General features: G+C 48.8%; 16 protein-coding genes and 2 tRNA genes. 6 read left to right on the plus strand and 12 right to left on the minus strand.

Annotated elements, in window-relative coordinates:
- On the minus strand, positions 1-1,061 hold a 1,061-nt coding region (locus tag AAX04_RS08080; RefSeq protein WP_156519772.1), incomplete at its 3' end, for a hypothetical protein.
- Between the two features lie 409 nt (positions 1,062-1,470).
- On the opposite strand from AAX04_RS08080, the gene AAX04_RS08085 reads away from it, so the two are divergent.
- Positions 1,471-2,355: a radical SAM protein gene (locus tag AAX04_RS08085; protein WP_066796664.1), complete on the plus strand. Its 885-nt coding sequence runs from the start codon at positions 1,471-1,473 to the stop codon at positions 2,353-2,355.
- A 43-nt stretch (positions 2,356-2,398) separates the two neighbouring features.
- Here the strand turns inward: AAX04_RS08085 and AAX04_RS08090 are convergent, their stop codons facing one another.
- Positions 2,399-3,454 carry a hypothetical protein gene (locus AAX04_RS08090; RefSeq protein WP_066796667.1) on the minus strand — a complete coding sequence of 352 codons (1,056 nt, stop codon included), beginning with the start codon at positions 3,452-3,454 and terminating at the stop codon, positions 2,399-2,401.
- A gap of 177 nt (positions 3,455-3,631) precedes the next feature.
- Positions 3,632-3,711: transfer RNA gene (locus AAX04_RS08095), tRNA-His, on the minus strand.
- Between the two features lie 131 nt (positions 3,712-3,842).
- On the opposite strand from AAX04_RS08095, the gene AAX04_RS08100 reads away from it, so the two are divergent.
- The gene (locus AAX04_RS08100; RefSeq protein WP_066796670.1) at positions 3,843-4,115 is read left to right on the plus strand and encodes a hypothetical protein; all 273 of its coding nucleotides are present in this window, start codon (positions 3,843-3,845) and stop codon (positions 4,113-4,115) included.
- Here AAX04_RS08100 and AAX04_RS08105 read toward each other — a convergent pair.
- Together AAX04_RS08105 and AAX04_RS08110 are read right to left on the minus strand one after the other, a co-directional pair.
- A complete protein-coding gene (locus tag AAX04_RS08105) occupies positions 4,112-4,687 on the minus strand; it encodes a hypothetical protein (protein ID WP_066796672.1) in 576 nt (191 codons plus the stop codon). The two genes, AAX04_RS08100 and AAX04_RS08105, sit on opposite strands and share 4 nt — an antisense overlap.
- 13 nt (positions 4,688-4,700) lie before the next feature.
- Entirely contained in the window at positions 4,701-6,245 is a 1,545-nt protein-coding gene (locus AAX04_RS08110) for an elongator complex protein 3 (protein ID WP_066796674.1), read from the minus strand.
- A gap of 202 nt (positions 6,246-6,447) precedes the next feature.
- On the opposite strand from AAX04_RS08110, the gene AAX04_RS08115 reads away from it, so the two are divergent.
- A complete protein-coding gene (locus AAX04_RS08115) occupies positions 6,448-8,088 on the plus strand; it encodes a radical SAM protein (protein ID WP_066796675.1) in 1,641 nt (546 codons plus the stop codon).
- Between the two features lie 141 nt (positions 8,089-8,229).
- Positions 8,230-8,304 (plus strand) — tRNA-Arg (locus AAX04_RS08120).
- A gap of 33 nt (positions 8,305-8,337) precedes the next feature.
- On the opposite strand, the gene AAX04_RS08125 is transcribed toward AAX04_RS08120, so the two are convergent.
- On the minus strand, positions 8,338-9,606 hold the full coding sequence (locus AAX04_RS08125; protein ID WP_066796678.1) for an MBL fold metallo-hydrolase: 1,269 nt from the start codon (positions 9,604-9,606) through the stop codon (positions 8,338-8,340).
- A gap of 110 nt (positions 9,607-9,716) precedes the next feature.
- Here AAX04_RS08125 and AAX04_RS08130 point away from each other — a divergent pair, with 110 nt between their 5' ends.
- Positions 9,717-10,658, plus strand: a complete 942-nt coding sequence (locus AAX04_RS08130; RefSeq protein WP_066796681.1) for a hypothetical protein — start codon at positions 9,717-9,719, stop codon at positions 10,656-10,658.
- Here AAX04_RS08130 and twy1 read toward each other — a convergent pair.
- Together twy1 and AAX04_RS08140 are read right to left on the minus strand one after the other, a co-directional pair.
- Positions 10,648-11,715, minus strand: coding sequence for a 4-demethylwyosine synthase TYW1 (twy1, locus tag AAX04_RS08135; RefSeq protein ID WP_066796683.1), 1,068 nt, complete (start codon positions 11,713-11,715; stop codon positions 10,648-10,650). The two genes, AAX04_RS08130 and twy1, sit on opposite strands and share 11 nt — an antisense overlap.
- A 299-nt stretch (positions 11,716-12,014) precedes the next feature.
- Positions 12,015-12,476, minus strand: coding sequence for a hypothetical protein (locus AAX04_RS08140; RefSeq protein ID WP_066796686.1), 462 nt, complete (start codon positions 12,474-12,476; stop codon positions 12,015-12,017).
- Between the two features lie 133 nt (positions 12,477-12,609).
- On the opposite strand from AAX04_RS08140, the gene AAX04_RS08145 reads away from it, so the two are divergent.
- Positions 12,610-14,493 (plus strand): glycoside hydrolase family 15 protein, encoded by a 1,884-nt coding sequence (locus AAX04_RS08145; protein WP_066796689.1) that lies wholly within the window; start codon positions 12,610-12,612, stop codon positions 14,491-14,493.
- Here AAX04_RS08145 and proS read toward each other — a convergent pair.
- The 4 genes from proS to AAX04_RS08165 are packed head-to-tail and all read right to left on the minus strand — an operon-like array spanning position 14,476 to position 17,892.
- A complete protein-coding gene (gene proS, locus AAX04_RS08150) occupies positions 14,476-15,942 on the minus strand; it encodes a proline--tRNA ligase (RefSeq protein ID WP_066796692.1) in 1,467 nt (488 codons plus the stop codon). The genes AAX04_RS08145 and proS overlap by 18 nt on opposite strands.
- A 44-nt stretch (positions 15,943-15,986) precedes the next feature.
- The gene (locus AAX04_RS08155) at positions 15,987-16,670 is read right to left on the minus strand and encodes a YkgJ family cysteine cluster protein (RefSeq protein ID WP_084761283.1); all 684 of its coding nucleotides are present in this window, start codon (positions 16,668-16,670) and stop codon (positions 15,987-15,989) included.
- 45 nt (positions 16,671-16,715) lie between these two features.
- Positions 16,716-17,354 (minus strand): dihydrofolate reductase family protein, encoded by a 639-nt coding sequence (locus AAX04_RS08160; RefSeq protein WP_084761284.1) that lies wholly within the window; start codon positions 17,352-17,354, stop codon positions 16,716-16,718.
- Entirely contained in the window at positions 17,275-17,892 is a 618-nt protein-coding gene (locus AAX04_RS08165; RefSeq protein WP_066796695.1) for a GTP-dependent dephospho-CoA kinase family protein, read from the minus strand. Before AAX04_RS08165 ends, AAX04_RS08160 begins: the two co-directional genes overlap by 80 nt.
- Positions 17,893-17,989 lie beyond the last annotated feature (97 nt).

The following is a 17,989-nucleotide window of genomic DNA, read 5'->3' on the forward strand; positions in this document are numbered from 1 at the left end:
CTTAGTGAGACTAGTACTGTGCTTCTTGGCTTTAGGAGTTTAATGTACTCATTCACCTGTTTGATAACGTACTGTGGCTCCTCCCACTTAACACGTCTAATGCCAAGCTTAACCTCAATGAGTAGGGTGGGTATTTTGCCCTGATTCACCAGGTCAATTAGTTTGCCCCAACCCACAGAACCAATACTCCCCTCGAAAATAACAATGTCAGGGACTAAGTGCTTTGGTAAGCCCTTGGCGTCGGGAACCATTAATGATAGTGTGTGGGGTAGTATTGATGGTTGGTAGAATATGGTGTATTCCCTACCCGTAACCCTAGACCTAACGGTGGCTAGGGGTGTGTTACCGGTAAACCAAATGAACCAGCCTTGAAGTGATACTGCATCCAGAGTCTCAATCACCTTAGCAGCCGTAAAAAGCTCTAGTACGTGGGCCATGTTATCCAATAGGCATTGAACCCTACCCCGTGTAGTTGGCGAAGCCATACATATTAGGATGGAAAGGCCTGGCCTACGTAACGCATCACCCAGCCTCTCGGCACTGCCAGTGTACACCTCCGCCCCAGACCTCCTCACTACATCTATCGTCTCCCTAGACAGCCTCGGGACTAGGTCAAGGTATTGCTTAACGATATCCCGCTCATCACCCACTGGGCAGAATATTGAGGCAACCTTTAATGCGAACTCATCATCCCTCTCAGGCAAATCGCAACCACAACGCTTAACCACACCACCACTGGTGATGTAAGTCTCTGCGGAGAAGTGACCACTGACCGTGAAGCTGAGGTTCAGTATGACCTTACCATCAAGCACATCCCTAGGGACTCTATACACCTCCTCAGTCATGTTACGCCTCCTCCTCATCCTTGAAACGAGCCTAGAGCCCCGTAGACGCCTAATGTTCACAAAGCAATCACCAGCATAAATGTAGATATAATTCGTCGTCTGGCGAGTACCACCAACAACCTGAGTAACCTCATATTCAGAGCCCAACGACTTAACCAAACCCCCACCATCACCCCTACAACCGGTGAGGCATGGGGTGAGTAAATCCAAGGCCACAAACAGAGAGGCAATTAGGCTGCATTAAAGCATTCATGAATCACTGAAACAAAAGACCAACATCACACAACGAAGCACCCACAAACCACAACAAACCCCAGGTACATGGCGCAAATACCACTCCTAAGTTTCTCATGCTTAGAACTCCAATAATGCCCAACAAGAATCCTAACCTCACTCAGTGATATATCTAGTGAGAAAGTTGCCCAAGTTAAATAGTAAATAGGTTTATAGTAACTTAAAATTTTAGAATAATATTATTACCATTTAACTTCATTATAGTTATAGTTCTTACAGCATTACCAGACACCATAATAATATAGAACGAATAGGGAACTGTAAATATAATGGTAATGTAGACACCGGTTTTTATACTCATCTATTCTGAGGTATTTTTTAGTGGGCTACAGTGCAATTTCGGCTTAGCCTTAGTAACGCTGTTTCCGGCGAATTTAAAGTAAGGGCTCCACTTATTAAGCCTTCAAGGTTAACTGACGTAAGTAGAGGTGGTGTTGGAAAGGAGCTGAGCACCGGCTGGGTCGTGAATTTTGCCATTGGCTGCACTCATGCCTGTCCCTTCTGCTACGTGGATAATATTCATAAAAGGTTCTTCACAGGTAAGTATCCTGAAACTAAAGGAGAGTGGGGTACATACCTATTGATACCAGAGCCAGTATCATTTAAGAAAGCTCTTGAGGAGACTCCTTGGCATAAGTGGCGTGATGAGCTAGTACTTATGTCCTCAACTCATGATCCATTTTTGCCGCAACTTCTACCTTACGCAAAGGCAATCCTGGAGACCGGCCTCAAACATGGTGTACATTTCTTAATTCAGACGAGGAGCCTAAATGCGCTTCAATTGCTACCAATATTGGCTGAATACAAAAATCAAGTTATCTTCCAAGTTTCAATAGCTACGGTAAATGAGACGCTCAGGCGGGTTATTGAACCTCATGTGTCTCCAGCCGAGGCTAGGCTTATGATGCTTAAGAAGGCCAAGGAACACGGGCTTAGGATTGGGGTTATTATTGCCCCAATAATACCACCAAATAAGCTTAGACCAAGTCTAGAGCAAGACTTAGATACATTAATGAGGAAATTAGCAAGCATAGGTGTTAACCAGGTCTTTGGTGAAATGTTGCATGTTAGAGGCTTTAACATTAAAAGACTTGAACAGTTACTGGGCGAAAGGATAATTATTAATGGGGAGGTGGATAGGTGGGTAGGAAGCCTATTCGAGGAACTTTTAAAAAAGCATAGGCTAAATGGTAAGTATTGGTATGAGTATTACTAAATGTTATTAATATTCTTTATAAGGCATTCTGAAAGAGACTTACCTACATTCGATCCTTTTGCATGTAGTTTATAAGTAGCCCATTAGTTAGCATTCTATATAATCCATCTTCACGTAAATTAACAATGTATTCTGATATACTCCTATAAGGCTGTATCCATGGATGAGACTTTTTATGATGTTTATAAATTATTAAATCAAAGTGATAATGCCATGGATTTCCCATCTTCCATATCGAAGATCCATAAACCTCATAATTTAAACTCTTTACTTTATCTACGTAATAATTATGTAAACATTCGCCAAACCCTTTCTCATTGCAGCACTTTCTCCATCCCTCATCACCAAAGAATTCATCGAACTTATGTTTCTTACTGCAAGCTTCGCCTTTTTGGCGCCTTAACGATCCACACATGAAATTAAACATAACATCAACGATTACTTTATAATTCTTACGAACATTAAGCAAAGTCTCCATAGCATTCCATTCAATCTCAGTACCTGTAGGATCAATAACGACAAGCCAATAATTACATTCATTTCTGTATTTCATTAATATATGGTGTATATAACTATTAAAATCGTCATAAAATTCTATATGAGGCATTGGCATATTAATATTTCTCAACCTTTCTAATACCTCATTGATTACTTTCCTAAGAATATTCCTACGTTTTATATCTTTTTCCATTAAGAAAACCATTTTAAATGGTTTTAATTCTTTCTTCCCGAAATATCTTTCACCTAATGTGGGAGTTATGAGTGGAATAACTGCGGAACCAAAAATCGGTATTACCTTGTCCTCCAGAAGTAAGGGAACAATGCCTATACCTGCCGTAGCATCTACGAAGCATGTACTTCCAGATACCCGCCTATGTATAACATTTATGGCTATTCCGGTATAGTACGAGATCAACACCTCTTTAAATGCATGATAAATCCTAACCTTACCTTCCTCAACCTCGTAAGTCTCCTTATGTGGATCATATATATCTATTTCCTTCAAATGCTTAGAATAAATCTCATTTGGCCAACCATAATACTGCAGGATCTTTAATTGATCTATTAATCTCTCGCTTTCATCCTTTCTTTCCTTCATAAGAAATAAATTAGTTATATTTTGATTTAAATAACTTACTCTTTATATTATTATCTTAAGCTAATTCTATCATTTTTATATTAAATATTTTATATCATTATTTAAACTAAAATTATTATATTGCATTTTCAATTTGTCTGACTATATACATAATTATTACTTCAATATTTATTGCTCTGGTGGCCCCGGCCGGGATTTGAACCCGGGTTACGGGCTCCACAGGCCCGCGTGTTGTACCAGGCTACACTACCGGGGCCTTAACGCCTAACTCCTGCCTAACAACCTTATTAGCTTTTCTCCTCACGGCTCCTTAAGTTGGCTTCCTTAACCCCAATAGCACTATATATCGAGTTAAAGTTTATTAATCCCCTCAGCGTTTACAGTGTTGATGGGTGTTTTAGCCTTTATTCAGCGGCTTGGGAGATTACTTAAGCCGAGTCCTTCATACAACCTTAACCTCCTCGTTGACATGCTGCTTAACCTTGTTAGCGTTGATGCTGTTAGCCCTAGGGCTATGTTGGCTAGGAGGCATAAGTTAATGAACCTGAGGTCCGTGATTGCCGAGCTTGGTGTAGCTAACCTACTCTCCCTCAACAATAGCCCTAATTATGAGGACTTCAGGTACGTGATGCTCCTCTACGAGTCCGATAGTGGGGATTAGGAGCATACGCCGCTCCTGTATATTGAATCCACTACTAGGGCCATTGGGTTATCCTTAACGGCCCTAACCCAGTAGCCCCTATCACCAGTGAGCATGCCTAGCAGCGCCGCGGCGTCCATGGGGTTCTTCAAGTCACCCATTGAACCAACCCCAAGCGACAGCACAGCCCTTGTGGAGTAGTCCATTACGTCCGAGGCTACCTTAACAAGGTCGTTTACTAGCCCCATCCTGAGGAAGGGTAGTAGGACAAGTTCAATGTACTTACCCTCACCCTCCATTATGGCCAACTGCCTTCTACTCGGGTACTCCCGGCCCGGCAGTATGGTGACTACGTCAACCCTGTCGTTTGTTATGTACTTGTTTAGGGCATACCTATTGTTACCAACCACGTAGCTCACTGTGAACTGCCCCCAGCCACCACGCCTAGGCCCCTGGACCTTCCTCATGATCAGTAGCCCACTATCCTCCTCATCCCTCACCCTGGTTATTGAGGCCGCGGCCACGTACCCCATCCTAGCCATGGCCCTCAGGACCTCTGGGTCGTTGGTTGTTAGGTGTAGTTCAATGAACATGAGCCCACCTCAACTAGCCCTGTATGTAATACTGCTCACCGGCCGTGGCCTCATCGCTGCGGCTTGAGCCTAGGTCGTAATTGAGGGGTTTAGCTCTCCTAAGGTCCTTGTACATGTAGATTGAGCCTGGGTACCTCCTGTAGCCCAACAGCCTATAGTAACCCCTAACCCCAACCCCGGATATCACGAAGACCCTTAATGCACCGTACTCGAGGGCCACCTCCTCGGCCTTAGCCATGAGCGCCCTGCCAATACCCCTATGCTGCCACCAAAGCAAGCCACTGGGCTCACCACCAACGGCCACCTGGGGCCCGTAGACGTGGAGCTCCCTCACCAGGGCCACCCTACCCTTTAACTCTGGCCTATGGGGCTTGTTAGGTATCCTAAGCCTCAGTATGCCGTAGAGCGTGTCCTCATTGTTAATGACCTCTAGGTAAACCTCCTCACCCCCGGAGGCCTCGTAGTTAATCCTATTAATCCACAGCCTACTGGGCCTCGGTGGCTCACCCCTCTCAAGTATCCTGTGCCCAACCTCACGGCACCTAATCTCAACGCACCTAAGCCCCATCTTGGCCATGAAACCCCAAACCTCCTCCCTCAGGTTGCCTATCCTGGGCCCATCCACAACCCAGTGCAGTGGAATATCCCTACCAAACCTCATAACCCTAACCCACCTAGGCACCCTAGCCAGCATCTTGGCCAGTAGGCTTAGCCAAGTCTCCGTGTCGTAGCTCCTGTACTCCCCCCTACGCCACATCTCGTACAGCTCAGTCCCCGGTACGACGAGTGTTGGGTATATTTTAACGCAGTCCGGCTTGAAGTCGGGGTTACTGAACAGTTCATCAACCATCGCCAAGTCCCTATCAGGGTCTGAGCCCGGTAACCCGGGCATTACGTGGTAGCAGACCTTGTATGCCGAGTCCTTAAGGATCCTTGTTGACTTAACCACCTCAGCCACTCCATGACCCCTCCTAACCCTTGCCAACACATCATCGTATATTGACTGGACGCCCAACTCAACCCTGGTGGCCCCGTAGCTCAGCATCCAGTTGACCTGCTTCTCATAGGCGAAGTCGGGCCTTGTCTCTATGGTTAAAGCCACAACCCTAGCCCTAGCATCCTCATTCCTCAACTCCTCAACCTCCAAGTCACCGGACGGTGAACCACTGCTCCACACCGGGTAGTCGTTGAGGGCCCTGTAGACGTTGAGTATGAACCAGTACTGGTAGTTGAGCGGTAGTGCAGTGAAGGTGCCGCCCATGACTATCACCTCAACCTTACTCACAGGGTGCCCCATAGCCCTATACTGAGCCACCCTGGAGACCACCTGCATGTATGGGTCGTAGTTAACCCTAGAGGCCCTGAGGGGTACTGGGGAGTCCGGTAGGTAACTCTTGGGGGTGTTCAACTGTGGGCCACCTGGGCAGTAGATGCACCTACCCGGGCACGGTAGTGGCGCCGTCATTACGGCTATTGGCGTAACCCCAGAGATCACCCTAACAGGCTTCTTAACGCCGCTGAAGAACCTCCCCTTAGCCACAACCCCCTTCCCAATCATGGCCAGCGCACTCAACGCAAATAAACGCCCCGGCTATTTAACGGCTTCGTCAATGGGTTAACCTGGGCAGTGCCAGGTGCTGTCTGGTTAAAGTCTGTTCATTATGTAGGTTTAAATATTTATTTAAAAACCTAACCCAACACCGAAGGGGGGACTTCTGGGTTATTGCAAAGTATTTAAAGGAGCAGTTTAGGTACTCGTAATGGTTAAGGGGGATGAGAGGCTCGACATCGTCCTAACCACGGATAGGTCATTGATGACTAACCACCACGGTAAGGAATTCCTAGGCTTCCTAACCACTGGCCCAATCTTCGTCTCCCTCGGCCCATTCCAAAGGCTCTCGGAGTGGTTCCACGTGTGGCTGGCTGCACCCAAGCCTAAGGTTGATAGGCTCGGTAGGCCCAGGGAGGCGCCGTATGGGCTTAGGAAGATTGAGGCAGCCCTAATCGACGCAGGCCTTAAGGCAGCCATAATAGACCCCGATTACGTGCCCAGGTACATTAAGAACGGCGCCAAGGTACTCATGCTGAGCCACCACGACTACTTCGGCCTCAACCCACCCTCATCAACCTGGGCCGTGATTGTGGGTAAGGAGCCGCTTAATGCTTACCTATTCAAGAAGATGATGAGTAACCTGAAGCCCTACATTGACGAGGCCAAGAAGACAAACGGCCTGAAGATATTCGTGGGGGGCCCATCAGCATGGCAGTGGCTATACTTCCCGGAGCTCATTAGCTACTATGGGATTGACCTAGTCTTCGATGGGGAGGGTGACGTGGCCGTCGTTGACCTGGCCAAGAGGGCCCTCAACAATGAGCCCCTCCCCAGGTACGTCTACCTGGGTAGGTTGGACTCACCAAGCATAGATGAGATAAGGGTCATTAAGGGCGCCTCCGTGAATGGGCTCGTTGAGATTGGGCGTGGCTGCCCGAGGAGCTGCGCCTTCTGCTCAGTCACATTGAGGGCCCTGCGCTGGTACCCGTTGAGTAAGATTGAGGAGGAGCTCAAGGTCAACGTCAGGAATGGTGTCGTGCACGGCCTAATACACGCTGAGGACGTCCCACTATACGGCTCACCCACAGTGATACCCAAGCCGGAGAAGCTCATTGAACTTCATAAGTTAGTTAAGAGGTACTACAAGACAGTTGCCTGGAGCCACACAACCCTGGCCGCTGTGCTTTACGGCGAGAAGATGCAGGGCAAGTTGATGAGTAAGATAGCCGAGATAATTGAGGATGAGAACCAGGACTGGTGGGGAGCCCAGGTGGGGCTTGAGACTGGCTCCCGCAGACTAGCCAAGATGATTATGCCAGGTAAGGCGGCCCCCTACAAGATTGAGAACTGGTGGGACGTGGTCACCGATGCATTATCCATAATGCACGAGATCAAGTTAATACCGGCCCTAACCATAATAGTTGGCCTACCTGGTGAAACAGCTGATGACGTTAACGAGACCATTGAGCTCATTGAGAGGATTAGGCCATACAGGAGCCTAGTGGTCCCACTGTTCTACGTACCCATGAACCACATTAGGACTGATAAGGAGGGGTGGCTGTATAGGTACAACCTACTCCCAGAGCACATTGAGCTGCTCAGGGTTGTGTTTAGGCACTCGGTCTACTGGGCCAGGGACATTGTGAACAAATTCTACCTAAGGGGCCCATTAATGCTACCCGTGAGGATAGGCATAAACTACTTCATAAACTACATTGAGAAGAGGGTTAAGGAGATTGAGGACAGGCTGGACGAGATAATGGCCAACATTAGGAACCAGGGCATTGAACAAAGATTCACACCAATGAAGCTCGTACAGGAGATCAATCAAGCCCAAGTAGCCTCATAGGATAACCCTTAAAACAAGGCGCAGCAATCATTAACCAGTGATGAGCTACGGGTCTTTTTAATGAAAGGTGAAGACAATAAACCGGCTGACCCGGCATCCACGCAGTAAACCTTAATTAGGCTCAAGCCGCAACGTCCAACAGGCCCCGTGGCCCAGCTTGGATAGGGCGGCGGCCTGCGGAGCCGTAGGACCCGGGTTCAAGTCCCGGCGGGGCCGCTAGGATTCATGCAAGTTAAGTTGATTATACCGTTAAAGTTCGAAGGCCTCCCCCGTGGTCAAGGTTACGTGTATGTTCCTTCCCTCCAGGTGCTCGCTGAGCCTTAGGGCGTTCCTTGGGCTTGAGTGGACTATCAGTATGTTTGTGCCCTCGCTGAAGTACCTTATGAAGTTGACCAGCTCCTCCAGGCCGCTGTGGGCTGAGAAGTCGAACCAGTAGACCTTTGCGTTAACCCTAATCTCCTCATTATCAACCCTAACAACACCCTTAGTGAGTAGATCATAGCCGGGGGAGTCTGGGGCCTGATAACTTGGCAGTATCACGGCGTTCCTCCTATCGCCACCAAGCCTCTTTAGGTAGTACACGGCTGCGCCACCCTTAAGCATCCCGGCTGGGGTTATTATCACGGCCTGGTCCCTTAGGGCGTTCCTCCTGAAGTAGTTACCCATAATCTCCGTGCTGTACGTCATAGCCTTAGCGTACAGGTTTGGGTCCCTTAGGAACTGGGGGTACTTGCTAATCACCCTATTAGCCACCCTGGCAAGCCCATCCACGTATATGGGCACCTCAGTCACGTCATGCTTAATTAAGGTTAGTAGAAGCTCCTGGGTCCTTCCAATGGTGAAGCTCGGTATGAGCACTGACCCACCCTCCTCAAGAGTCTCCTTAACTGCCTTAATGAACTCCTCCTCAAGTTTCTCCCTGGGTGGATGCGTACCACCGGCGTAGGTGGCCTCCATGATGACGAGGTCGATGTCCCTGGGCACGTTGTACAGGTCCGCCCCATCAAGGAGGTTGCTGGAGGCTAGGTTAAAGTCCCCGGTGAACAGTATCCTATACCCGTCAATGCTCATCAAAGTCATCACGCTGCCCGGCACGTGACCCGCGTTCAGGAACATGAGGGAGTCGCCGTTCAACTCAACGGCCTCGTTAAAGTTAACCGGCTTGGCCTGCCTTAGGGCATTCCTAATCTCCTCCTCCTCGTAGGGTAGGTAGTAGCCGCTCAGCTTAACCGCATCCCTAAACATCAACTCAGCCAACTCAGCTGTTAGGGGGGTTGTGTATAGCGGTGGGCTTGAGCTCACGTAGAGCCCGGGCAATGCGCCGCAGTGGTCCAGGTGGGCGTGGCTTAGGACTACAGCGGTCAGGTCCCTTGGCCTAACGTGGAGTGGGAAGATTGGCCTACCCTCCTCGTCGAAGTTAACCCCGTAGTCAAGCAGCACCGTGTTCCTAGAGCCCCTAACAAGTATCGCCATCCTACCAACCTCACCACCACCTCCAAGAACCTCAACAGTAACCATGACGTTAACCTACCTCGGGTTGCCCAGGCTTAAATTGAATTATTAAACTTTCTCAGCTGAGCCAAGCCAATGAATGAATCCTTTAAAGCCTAGGCCACGGTTAATTAAATATGGTTAATAAATGGACATGGGTGACGTTGGGGGTAGCCGTAATAGCCCTAGCCTCAGTGGCATTTATGCTAACTACCCACCACCCAGCCTCAACAGGACCCACTACAGGTAAGGCAAAGCTGGTACTGTGGATTGTGCCCTGGGGTGCTGGGAACTTCACAGTGCCTAATTGGGCGACACCTGGTGTTGTCCTAGCCTACCAGTGTAATGACCCTGGGGCATCCATGCCGTGGATAAACTGGGCCATGTACCTTATCCAGCAGTACGTCAATGAGGATAGGCCGGTATTCATAAACATATTCTGCGAAATCTACCAACCATCATACCAGTGGAGGGGGACGCTGAACTACATTGAACTACCCCAGTTCATCATCAATGATTTGAAGAGGATTGACCCAACGGGCAAAGGGCTTTACATAGGCTTCAGTGAGGAGGCTGCATGCGTTGCCAACTCCACCTGCAGAGCAAGCATGGTTAAGATATACGGCGAGTTGAGGGAGCAATTCCCCCAGGCCGGCTTATTCTACTACGCCAGTGACGGGGAATCAGCCGATAACGTGCTTGCCCTGGCTAGGGAGGCTAACCTAACCCTGGTCGGCTACGACATCTGGGACTACAGGTACGTTAACCACACCGTTGAGGTGCCAGACTACCTAATGAGCAACCTAAAGACGATTAAGGACGCCGGTTTCAACCTCCTCGTCGGTGAGGTTGGGTTCAGGTACTGCGACGAGTACGCCTACATTGAACCAGCCAGCTGGACCAGGAAGCCCACCTGGAACTGCACCGCACCGGCAGTCTACATGAATCAGGTGCTTGGCGAGTTAACAAGCCAACTACACCCGGTTTACATAGGCATTTGGGCTTGGAATGACCCAACCTTCGGCGTAATATTTAATCCTTACCTAATGAGTGCCCTTGAGAATTACACTAAGGGTTAGTGGGCTTCTCAATCCACCTATCAACGTACCTCTTCATGTTCTGGAGCACGGTTATCCTTGAGTTGGGGTCCTCATCCATGAACACGTAGTCCATACCCTTATCCCTCAATGCCTTAAGCAGCATCATGCTCCACTCCCTAACCTCACTATGCCTAAGCATGTTGTCCTTGGTCAGCTTATAGACCGAGTGACCAAGGTTCATGTAGGACTTGGGCTCTATGAAGTGTGGGTTCCCAATGCCCAAAACCTCGGCGAACTGGGGAATTAAATCCTCCATGGTGTTCCAACCCCTAATCAACGTGATCCTAACCACAGTCCTGGTGGGTATCTTTGAGAGGAGTTCAAGGCTCCTCAAAACCCTCTCCCAGGCATCATCCCTATGGATAACTGGGTTAGCTATCTTATAGAACAACTCCCTATTGGGGGCATTTAGGCTTAGGTAAAGCTGGGTGGGTAGGGCATTCTCCCTCCAGAGCCTCTCAATCATCTCAGGGTATAGGCCATTGGTGACGAGGAAAACTGACTTCGTGTTGGGCAGGGCCTTAATGGCCTTAATTAACTCAGGGAGCCTGGGGTACATGGTCGGCTCCCCGGATAGCGATATGGCCCAGTGGGTTGGTTGAAGGGCCTCGAGAACCTTCCCCCTACTACTCCTACTATGCCCAAAGTAACCCGAGAGGAGCCTCCTCCTCTCCTTTAATACGCCGTTTATGAGCTCCTCAGGGCTCATAACCTCACCGTAACCAGGCTCGTATGGGTCGAAGGACTCGGAGGGCCTCCAGCAGTAGATACACTTGTTACTGCACATCATGCCCACAGGCCCCATCTCAACACACCTATGCGAACCACCCACTGGGGCACCGTAGAACTTAACCTTATAGCAACTGGGCCCACCCGTCAGTGCACTCTTAGTCCAGTGGCAAAGCTCAACCGTGGCGTGTCCATAAACCCCGTAGTGAGCCTTCTTAAGTGTAGCCAATGCATCACGGCTAATCACAATTCTCCCATCGGCAAACTCATGATACCTCAACGTAACCTTAACCCTAGATTCACCCACAGGGGCTAAGCCTTAAAGCCAGTTATAAAGATTTCACGGACACGTAAACCGACCCAAACGCCCACCAGTGAAGCTAATGATCCGGCGGCAAGGCGCAACCCACCCGGCAATAACCATAAACCTCAACAAACACCAGTAAAACCGTTAGGTGGGAAACGCAGGGAGGTATTTGTCCTCATCAATACCCTCGTATATCCTCTCCTCAAGCCCTCTTAACTGCCTCTTGGTCTCCTCAATTTCCAGGTGGTGGGGGATACCCGTACCTCCTCAACGTAATATTTGCACCTAACCTCCTCAAGCTACTCAGGCTTACTTCTCCTTAGGTAATCCTCGGCGACCCTAGTCAAATACTCAATGTAGTCATTTATCCATGAGGATACGTTGTCAATGCACTTAACTAGTTCCTCCTTCTTACACTCAATCTCCAGGTTATAATCCACTGGTATTGAACCTGAGTCGTAGATTACACTAGCCTTTCCATAATTAATGGTAGCCTCAATTACTGCATCGTACCCATCATTATCCTCCGTAATCCTGTTCACGATTAATGGTGGGAAGCCAACTACGTTTAGGTACACTGGCACCAAGTCCCCAAAGTATTCCGCCACATCCAAGTCCCTCGCCGAGACCGTGGCTGTACCCCACTCATACTCCTTGGCATAACACTCAGCCTCAACGTAGTAGGGTATGTCAAGCTCCCTGCCAAACTCGTCATAATACTCCTCCTCAGTACATTGAATCCTCCTGAAACCCCTAAGCACTGTTGCTTAGAGGTACTACCTCTATTTTATCTTTATCTATAGCCCGGCTAATTGGTTAACAGCATTACCGTAAATCGCCGTTACGACGTGTAAATTGCGAATTTTTATTAAGGCATGGGTAGTTATCGGCGTTATGGTGAGTTGGGGTAGGGTGTCCTTAGCTGTGGTTGTAGTTGCCTTGGCGATCATCACTTTAATGACTATCATCATTCACCTTAAGCCCCATGCCTCAACGGTAGGCATTAGGTTAAGTGGCGGCTGCGCCGTTAATAGTGTTGCTAGCCCGGTGTTGCCCTATGCGGTGCCGCCATCCCCATCATACATGCTCCTCAGTAACTGGGTTAACATGAGTATCCTGGTGTCGACCGGTTTCCCAATATTTGGGTTAAGCAAAAGTGGTGCGTTGGTAACCATGCCAACGTCCATAAGGTGGCTTTTGGTTGGTGGAGTTGGCCTAGTTAACGTTAGCCTATATGTGGATAACATAGGCAGCGTCCGTGAGTCCTACTTGACTTTGAACAACACGCTGATTGTTAATGGGACTAATGGGTGGCTGGAGTTCATGGTACCCCCCTACAGTGGGTTAATCTTCATAATACAGAACTCAAAAGTACCATTAACCTACGTAATTGAGGTCTCTGGGAACTACACATACAGCCCCACCAGCGGTGGTGTTGCCATAATCGGCGAGCCCAACATAACAGTCTACTCACCCAACTCATCAATAGCGGTATCAACGGTGGGTAAGGTTGTGCAGGTGGTGGTTAAGAGCACTGGGTTCAACTACCTTGAATTAGCCGTCGACGTCAGGCCAATTAGCCTAACGCAGGCCTTAGCGATTAACAGTAAGAGGGTTGAGACGTGGTTATTGGAGTCCAGGAAACCTAACCTAGGGGGGTGTCTACTGGGTGAGTACTACCTAAGCCTCCTCCTAATTAAGGACAGTCAAAACCCGTTAACGGGTGGTTTCGCAGCCTCACCTGAGCCAATATACCTATACACGTGGGTTAGGGACTCATCATTCGACGCCATGGCGCTTCAGGGGGCTGGGCATTATGAGTCTGCCGCCAGGTATTGGCTGTGGATGGCTGAGGCCCAGAATTCCAGTGGGGTGTGGTTCACCAGGTACAGCTTCTTCAATGGCAAACCTGATTATAGCTATGGCATACCCGAGTACGATAGCATTGGGCTGTTTCAAATAGGAGTCTACCAATATTACCAGTTAACCCACAACAAAACCCTCATAATGCAGCTACTACCGGCGTTGAACAAATCCCTGAGTTGGGAGTACGGGAGGATAATGTCCAGTGGCCTAATACCCCAGGACCTCAGCATCTGGGAGGACCTGTACGCCTACAACTTCTGGACCCAGGCAATGGACCTTGACGGCCTATTGGCCTCCTATAGGCTTTACGGTGAGCTAGGCCTTAACAACACCTGGATATTGGGCATGATTAATAGGCTTAATGGCACGCTGCAAGGGTACTTCTACATAGGTGGCTGCTACGTTAGGGCGTTGAGGCCCAGTGAGGTGTTTTACGAAGGTAAGACCCAGGTTACACTGGCGCCGGTTAGCACCACCTACGATTCATCAGTGATACTACCCATAGACTACGGTTTAATCAACCCGTTAAGCAGTAGAGCCATTAACGCCGTTGACTGCGTAATCAATAACCTGTGGGATAGTAGGGTTGGTGGGTTAGCTAGGTACAGTGGTGACATCTACCACTACGCCGCCTACCTTTACGATAGCAGCGGCGAGGAGCCCCCATGGGTCATAACCACGCTTTTCCTAGCCCTATACTACGAGGAGGTCGGTAACTACACGGCTGCCTTAAACATACTCAACTGGGCTGTGAACCACTCCGAATACGGTCTACTACCCGAGGCCATAGATCCTAACTACGGTAACCCACTTCCATCAACATCACCACTGGTTTGGTCAGCTTCAATGTACGTGATAGGTGTGCTTGGTTACAACCAAAGCGGAGTCTATGACCTAATACCTCCTGGATAGCCTCAACCAAGCCTCAGCCTTCCTGTCACTGCAGGCTAGGTCCCTTAAGTCACTTGGCTTCTCATCACTATCCATCGGTGTCCCTAATGCATCAGCCTCAGTCAACTCCATTATCCTCTTCCCACACCCCTCGTCACCACTCCACGGGACCTCCACCACGTTACCTTCGTTTAGGAGTCTCTTAACCTCATCAATGTTGTTGCTCCTCTTAACATGGCTCCTTAACCATTCCCAAGCTGTCTTACGCATGTTATCCTCGATGAGCCTCATCAACTCCTCAACCGCCTCAACCACACTGCCCCTTGGTGCCGTGTACTTCTCGAAGGTGTCTCTCCTTGTTAATGTGACAGTATTGTCCTTAACGTCGCCTGGACCCACCTCAAGCCTAATGGGCACCCCCTTAAGCTCCCAGTAGTAGTACTTCCAGCCAGGTGTCTTATCCCTTCTATCGTCAACGTGAACCCTCACCCCAGCCCTAGCCAACTCGCCACTAACCTCCTTAACGTAGCTCAATATACCCTGGTCCTCACCGTACATTATGGGTATGGCTACGACCTGAATTGGAGCATACCTAGGCGGCAGCAGCATACCCCTGTCGTCACCGTGGATGGCTATCATGGACGCTATGACCCTCTCTGATATTCCATAACTGGTCGTGTGGACGTAATGCATCTTACCATCCTTACCAAGGTACTCAACATCGAAGACTCTTGAGAAGTTTTCACCGAGGTAGTGGACTGTGCCTATCTGCATTGTCTTGCCGTCCGGCATTAACGTGTCGAAGGCTATCGTGTACACGGCCCCAGCGAACTTATCCCACTCAGTCCTCCTGCTTATTAGGTAGGGTATGCATAACTCGTCGAATATCCTCCTATATATGCCCACAGCCTCCCTAACCTGCCTCTCAGCATCCTCCCTATCCGCATGGGCAGTGTGGGCTTCCTTAAACATTGATATTTCCCTAACCCTAATCATTGGGTGTGTCATCTTTGTCTCAGCCCTAAAGACGCTCACGATTTGATACACCCTGAAGGGTAGGTCCGTGTGGTCCCTTATCCAAAGCTTAAACATGGGCATTATGGCGGTTTCGCTCGTTGGCCTTAGTATTAGGCGCTCCTCACCGCTCATGCCCTTACTAACCCAGAAAACCTCATTCTCAAACCCCCTAATGTGTTCGCTTTCCTTTGAGAAGAACTCGTAGGGTATGAAGACTGGGAACAGCACCTCCTGGTGCCCAGACTCATCATGCAGCCTGCGTATTAGTGACTCCACGTTACGCCTAATGGCCACCCCGTAGGGTCTCCAAACGTATGCACCCTTAACGGGGTACCTGTAGTCGTAGACGTCCGCATCAATGATAACCTTATTGAACCACTCTATGAACGAAGCCCACCTACTCCTAGGCCTTCCCTGGGGCCCCCTGATTAACTTAAGGCCTGGTGTGGCAATACTAACCCCCTAAGGCCCTTTGTCTAAGGTTTTATAACTGTATCTTAATGGCCACCGTTGGGCTCGCCCTCCCTTGCCCTGCTCACGTTGATGATTTTGCCTATAGTTAGGTCCGGGTAGTACCTCCTTATGAACCAGAAGGAGTTGACCACAGGGTAGTTATAGGACCCATCATCCTCCACCAGGTCCACTTCACCAATCCTCCAAAGGTACGTTAAGTAATCTGAGTAAACCCTCCTGGCCTCAATCATCTCCATGGCTGCTGGGTATTCGTTGACAAAGATTTGGCTGGCTAAGTTGGGGTCAGTGCTCAGCTTAATTAATAACCCGTTGCTTAACCCCTCCTTAACCACTGGGCATATTGTTGATGCAGCGTACTTAACCTCAAAGGTCAAGGTTCTGCTTAACCTATCTAAGGAGTACCTTATTATCCTGGGTAGGTATGGGTATGCGCGGCATGTTAATGGCTTATACTTGTCGTGGACCATGCACTTGTTGTTTCTCAGGAATGGGCACTCGTTATGTTCATTGAGTAGCATTAGGTATGAGAGGGCTAGGGTTACCTTATTGTTAAGGTCAACTATTGTGTAACCAACCTTAAACTTAACCTCTACCCCAAGCTCCTCGGCCTCATCCAGTATCAGGTAGACCTCGTGTGGTAGTACTGTCACTGGGCTTAACCTGCAGCATAGGCCGCAGTTGGGCATGCACCTGAACGTAAACGGCACAGTGACCACTGCCTTATAATGGGGTTTAAATAGGATTTTTAACTCCTACTCCTCCCTTGTATAGTGTATAACAACCTCCCTACCGCACTCGCACAGGTACCACCTGGTGGGTTTAAACCTGGGTGATTGATTTAGCCTCAGTGGGTCACCCTCAATTAGGCTCGTCCCCCTACCCATCATGAACGGCGCCACGGTTAACCGAACCTCATCCACCAGGTTCTTCGTGAAGAATTGCCAAAACACCACACCACCCCCCTCAACCAGAACCTTCCTAATACCCCTCTCGCCAAGTTTACCCAGCAACGCCTCAATGTCAACTTGACCATTAAACTCCATAACCTCTATGCCGGCCTTCTTGGCCAGTTCAATCTTAGACCTTGGGGCCTTCTCAGTCACAGCCACTAACGCCGGTGCTGGTGAGGCGAAGAACTTGGACTCCAGGGGGACCCTAAAGGCACCATCTATAAGTACCCTGAGTATCTGCTTACCTGACTTAGGCGTGTACGTGCCATCAACATCAATCACGGTTTGGGCACCAACTATTGTTGCATCAACCTCATCCCTAGCCTTAAATAACCTCTCAAGGTCATACCTACAGGTGAACCTAGTCCTCACGTACGGGTTTGCTATTTTCCCATCCATTGTTATTGATGCTATGGCTATTACGTAGGGTTTCACATTCATCCTGGTCTAACAGAGTTAACAGTTTAAGCATTAAAAGCTTATATTCATTTACCACAGGAATCAGAACCAAGTAACCTGTATAAAGTCCATATAATACACCGGTGTTACCTGGAGCCTCTAGGACCGCTGGTATAGCCAGTAGATCCTCCTCTCCATCAACAATTATAGTGGCCCTACCGCCCATAAGCACGGTGCCGTAGGCCCTTTTAACCGTGTTAAAGGCCTCATCACTTAAGGTACCCCTCTCATTCCTAACCCTATACACGGTGTCATTGATGAAGCGCTGCTGGACCTGTTCACCCCTCCTGGTGTTTAAGTCAACGATGCTTAAGTCCGGGTTCCTCCAGTGGGAGGCGACATTATTGGTCACTACATCACCAACCGTAGTTAACACCCTTAACTTAAGGTCATTGAACAGTTCTCTAGCTGTCAATATTGAAATTGGAGGTTCCCTAGGTATCGATATTGCGAAGGGCATGGCCATTAAAGCCCTTGCACGCCTACTTCTCAAAATTAGCCTAGGGCACTCATCAACCATATTAAACATGCATCACGCTCCAAGGTCCTAATAAGCTTTTCATGGGATTCGTGAAAATAAGGCAGGGTATGGCGTAAGGTTATTTAGGTTAATTACA

It is taken from the genome of Caldivirga sp. MU80 (assembly GCF_001663375.1).
Classification (GTDB): Archaea; Thermoproteota; Thermoprotei; order Thermoproteales; family Thermocladiaceae; genus Caldivirga.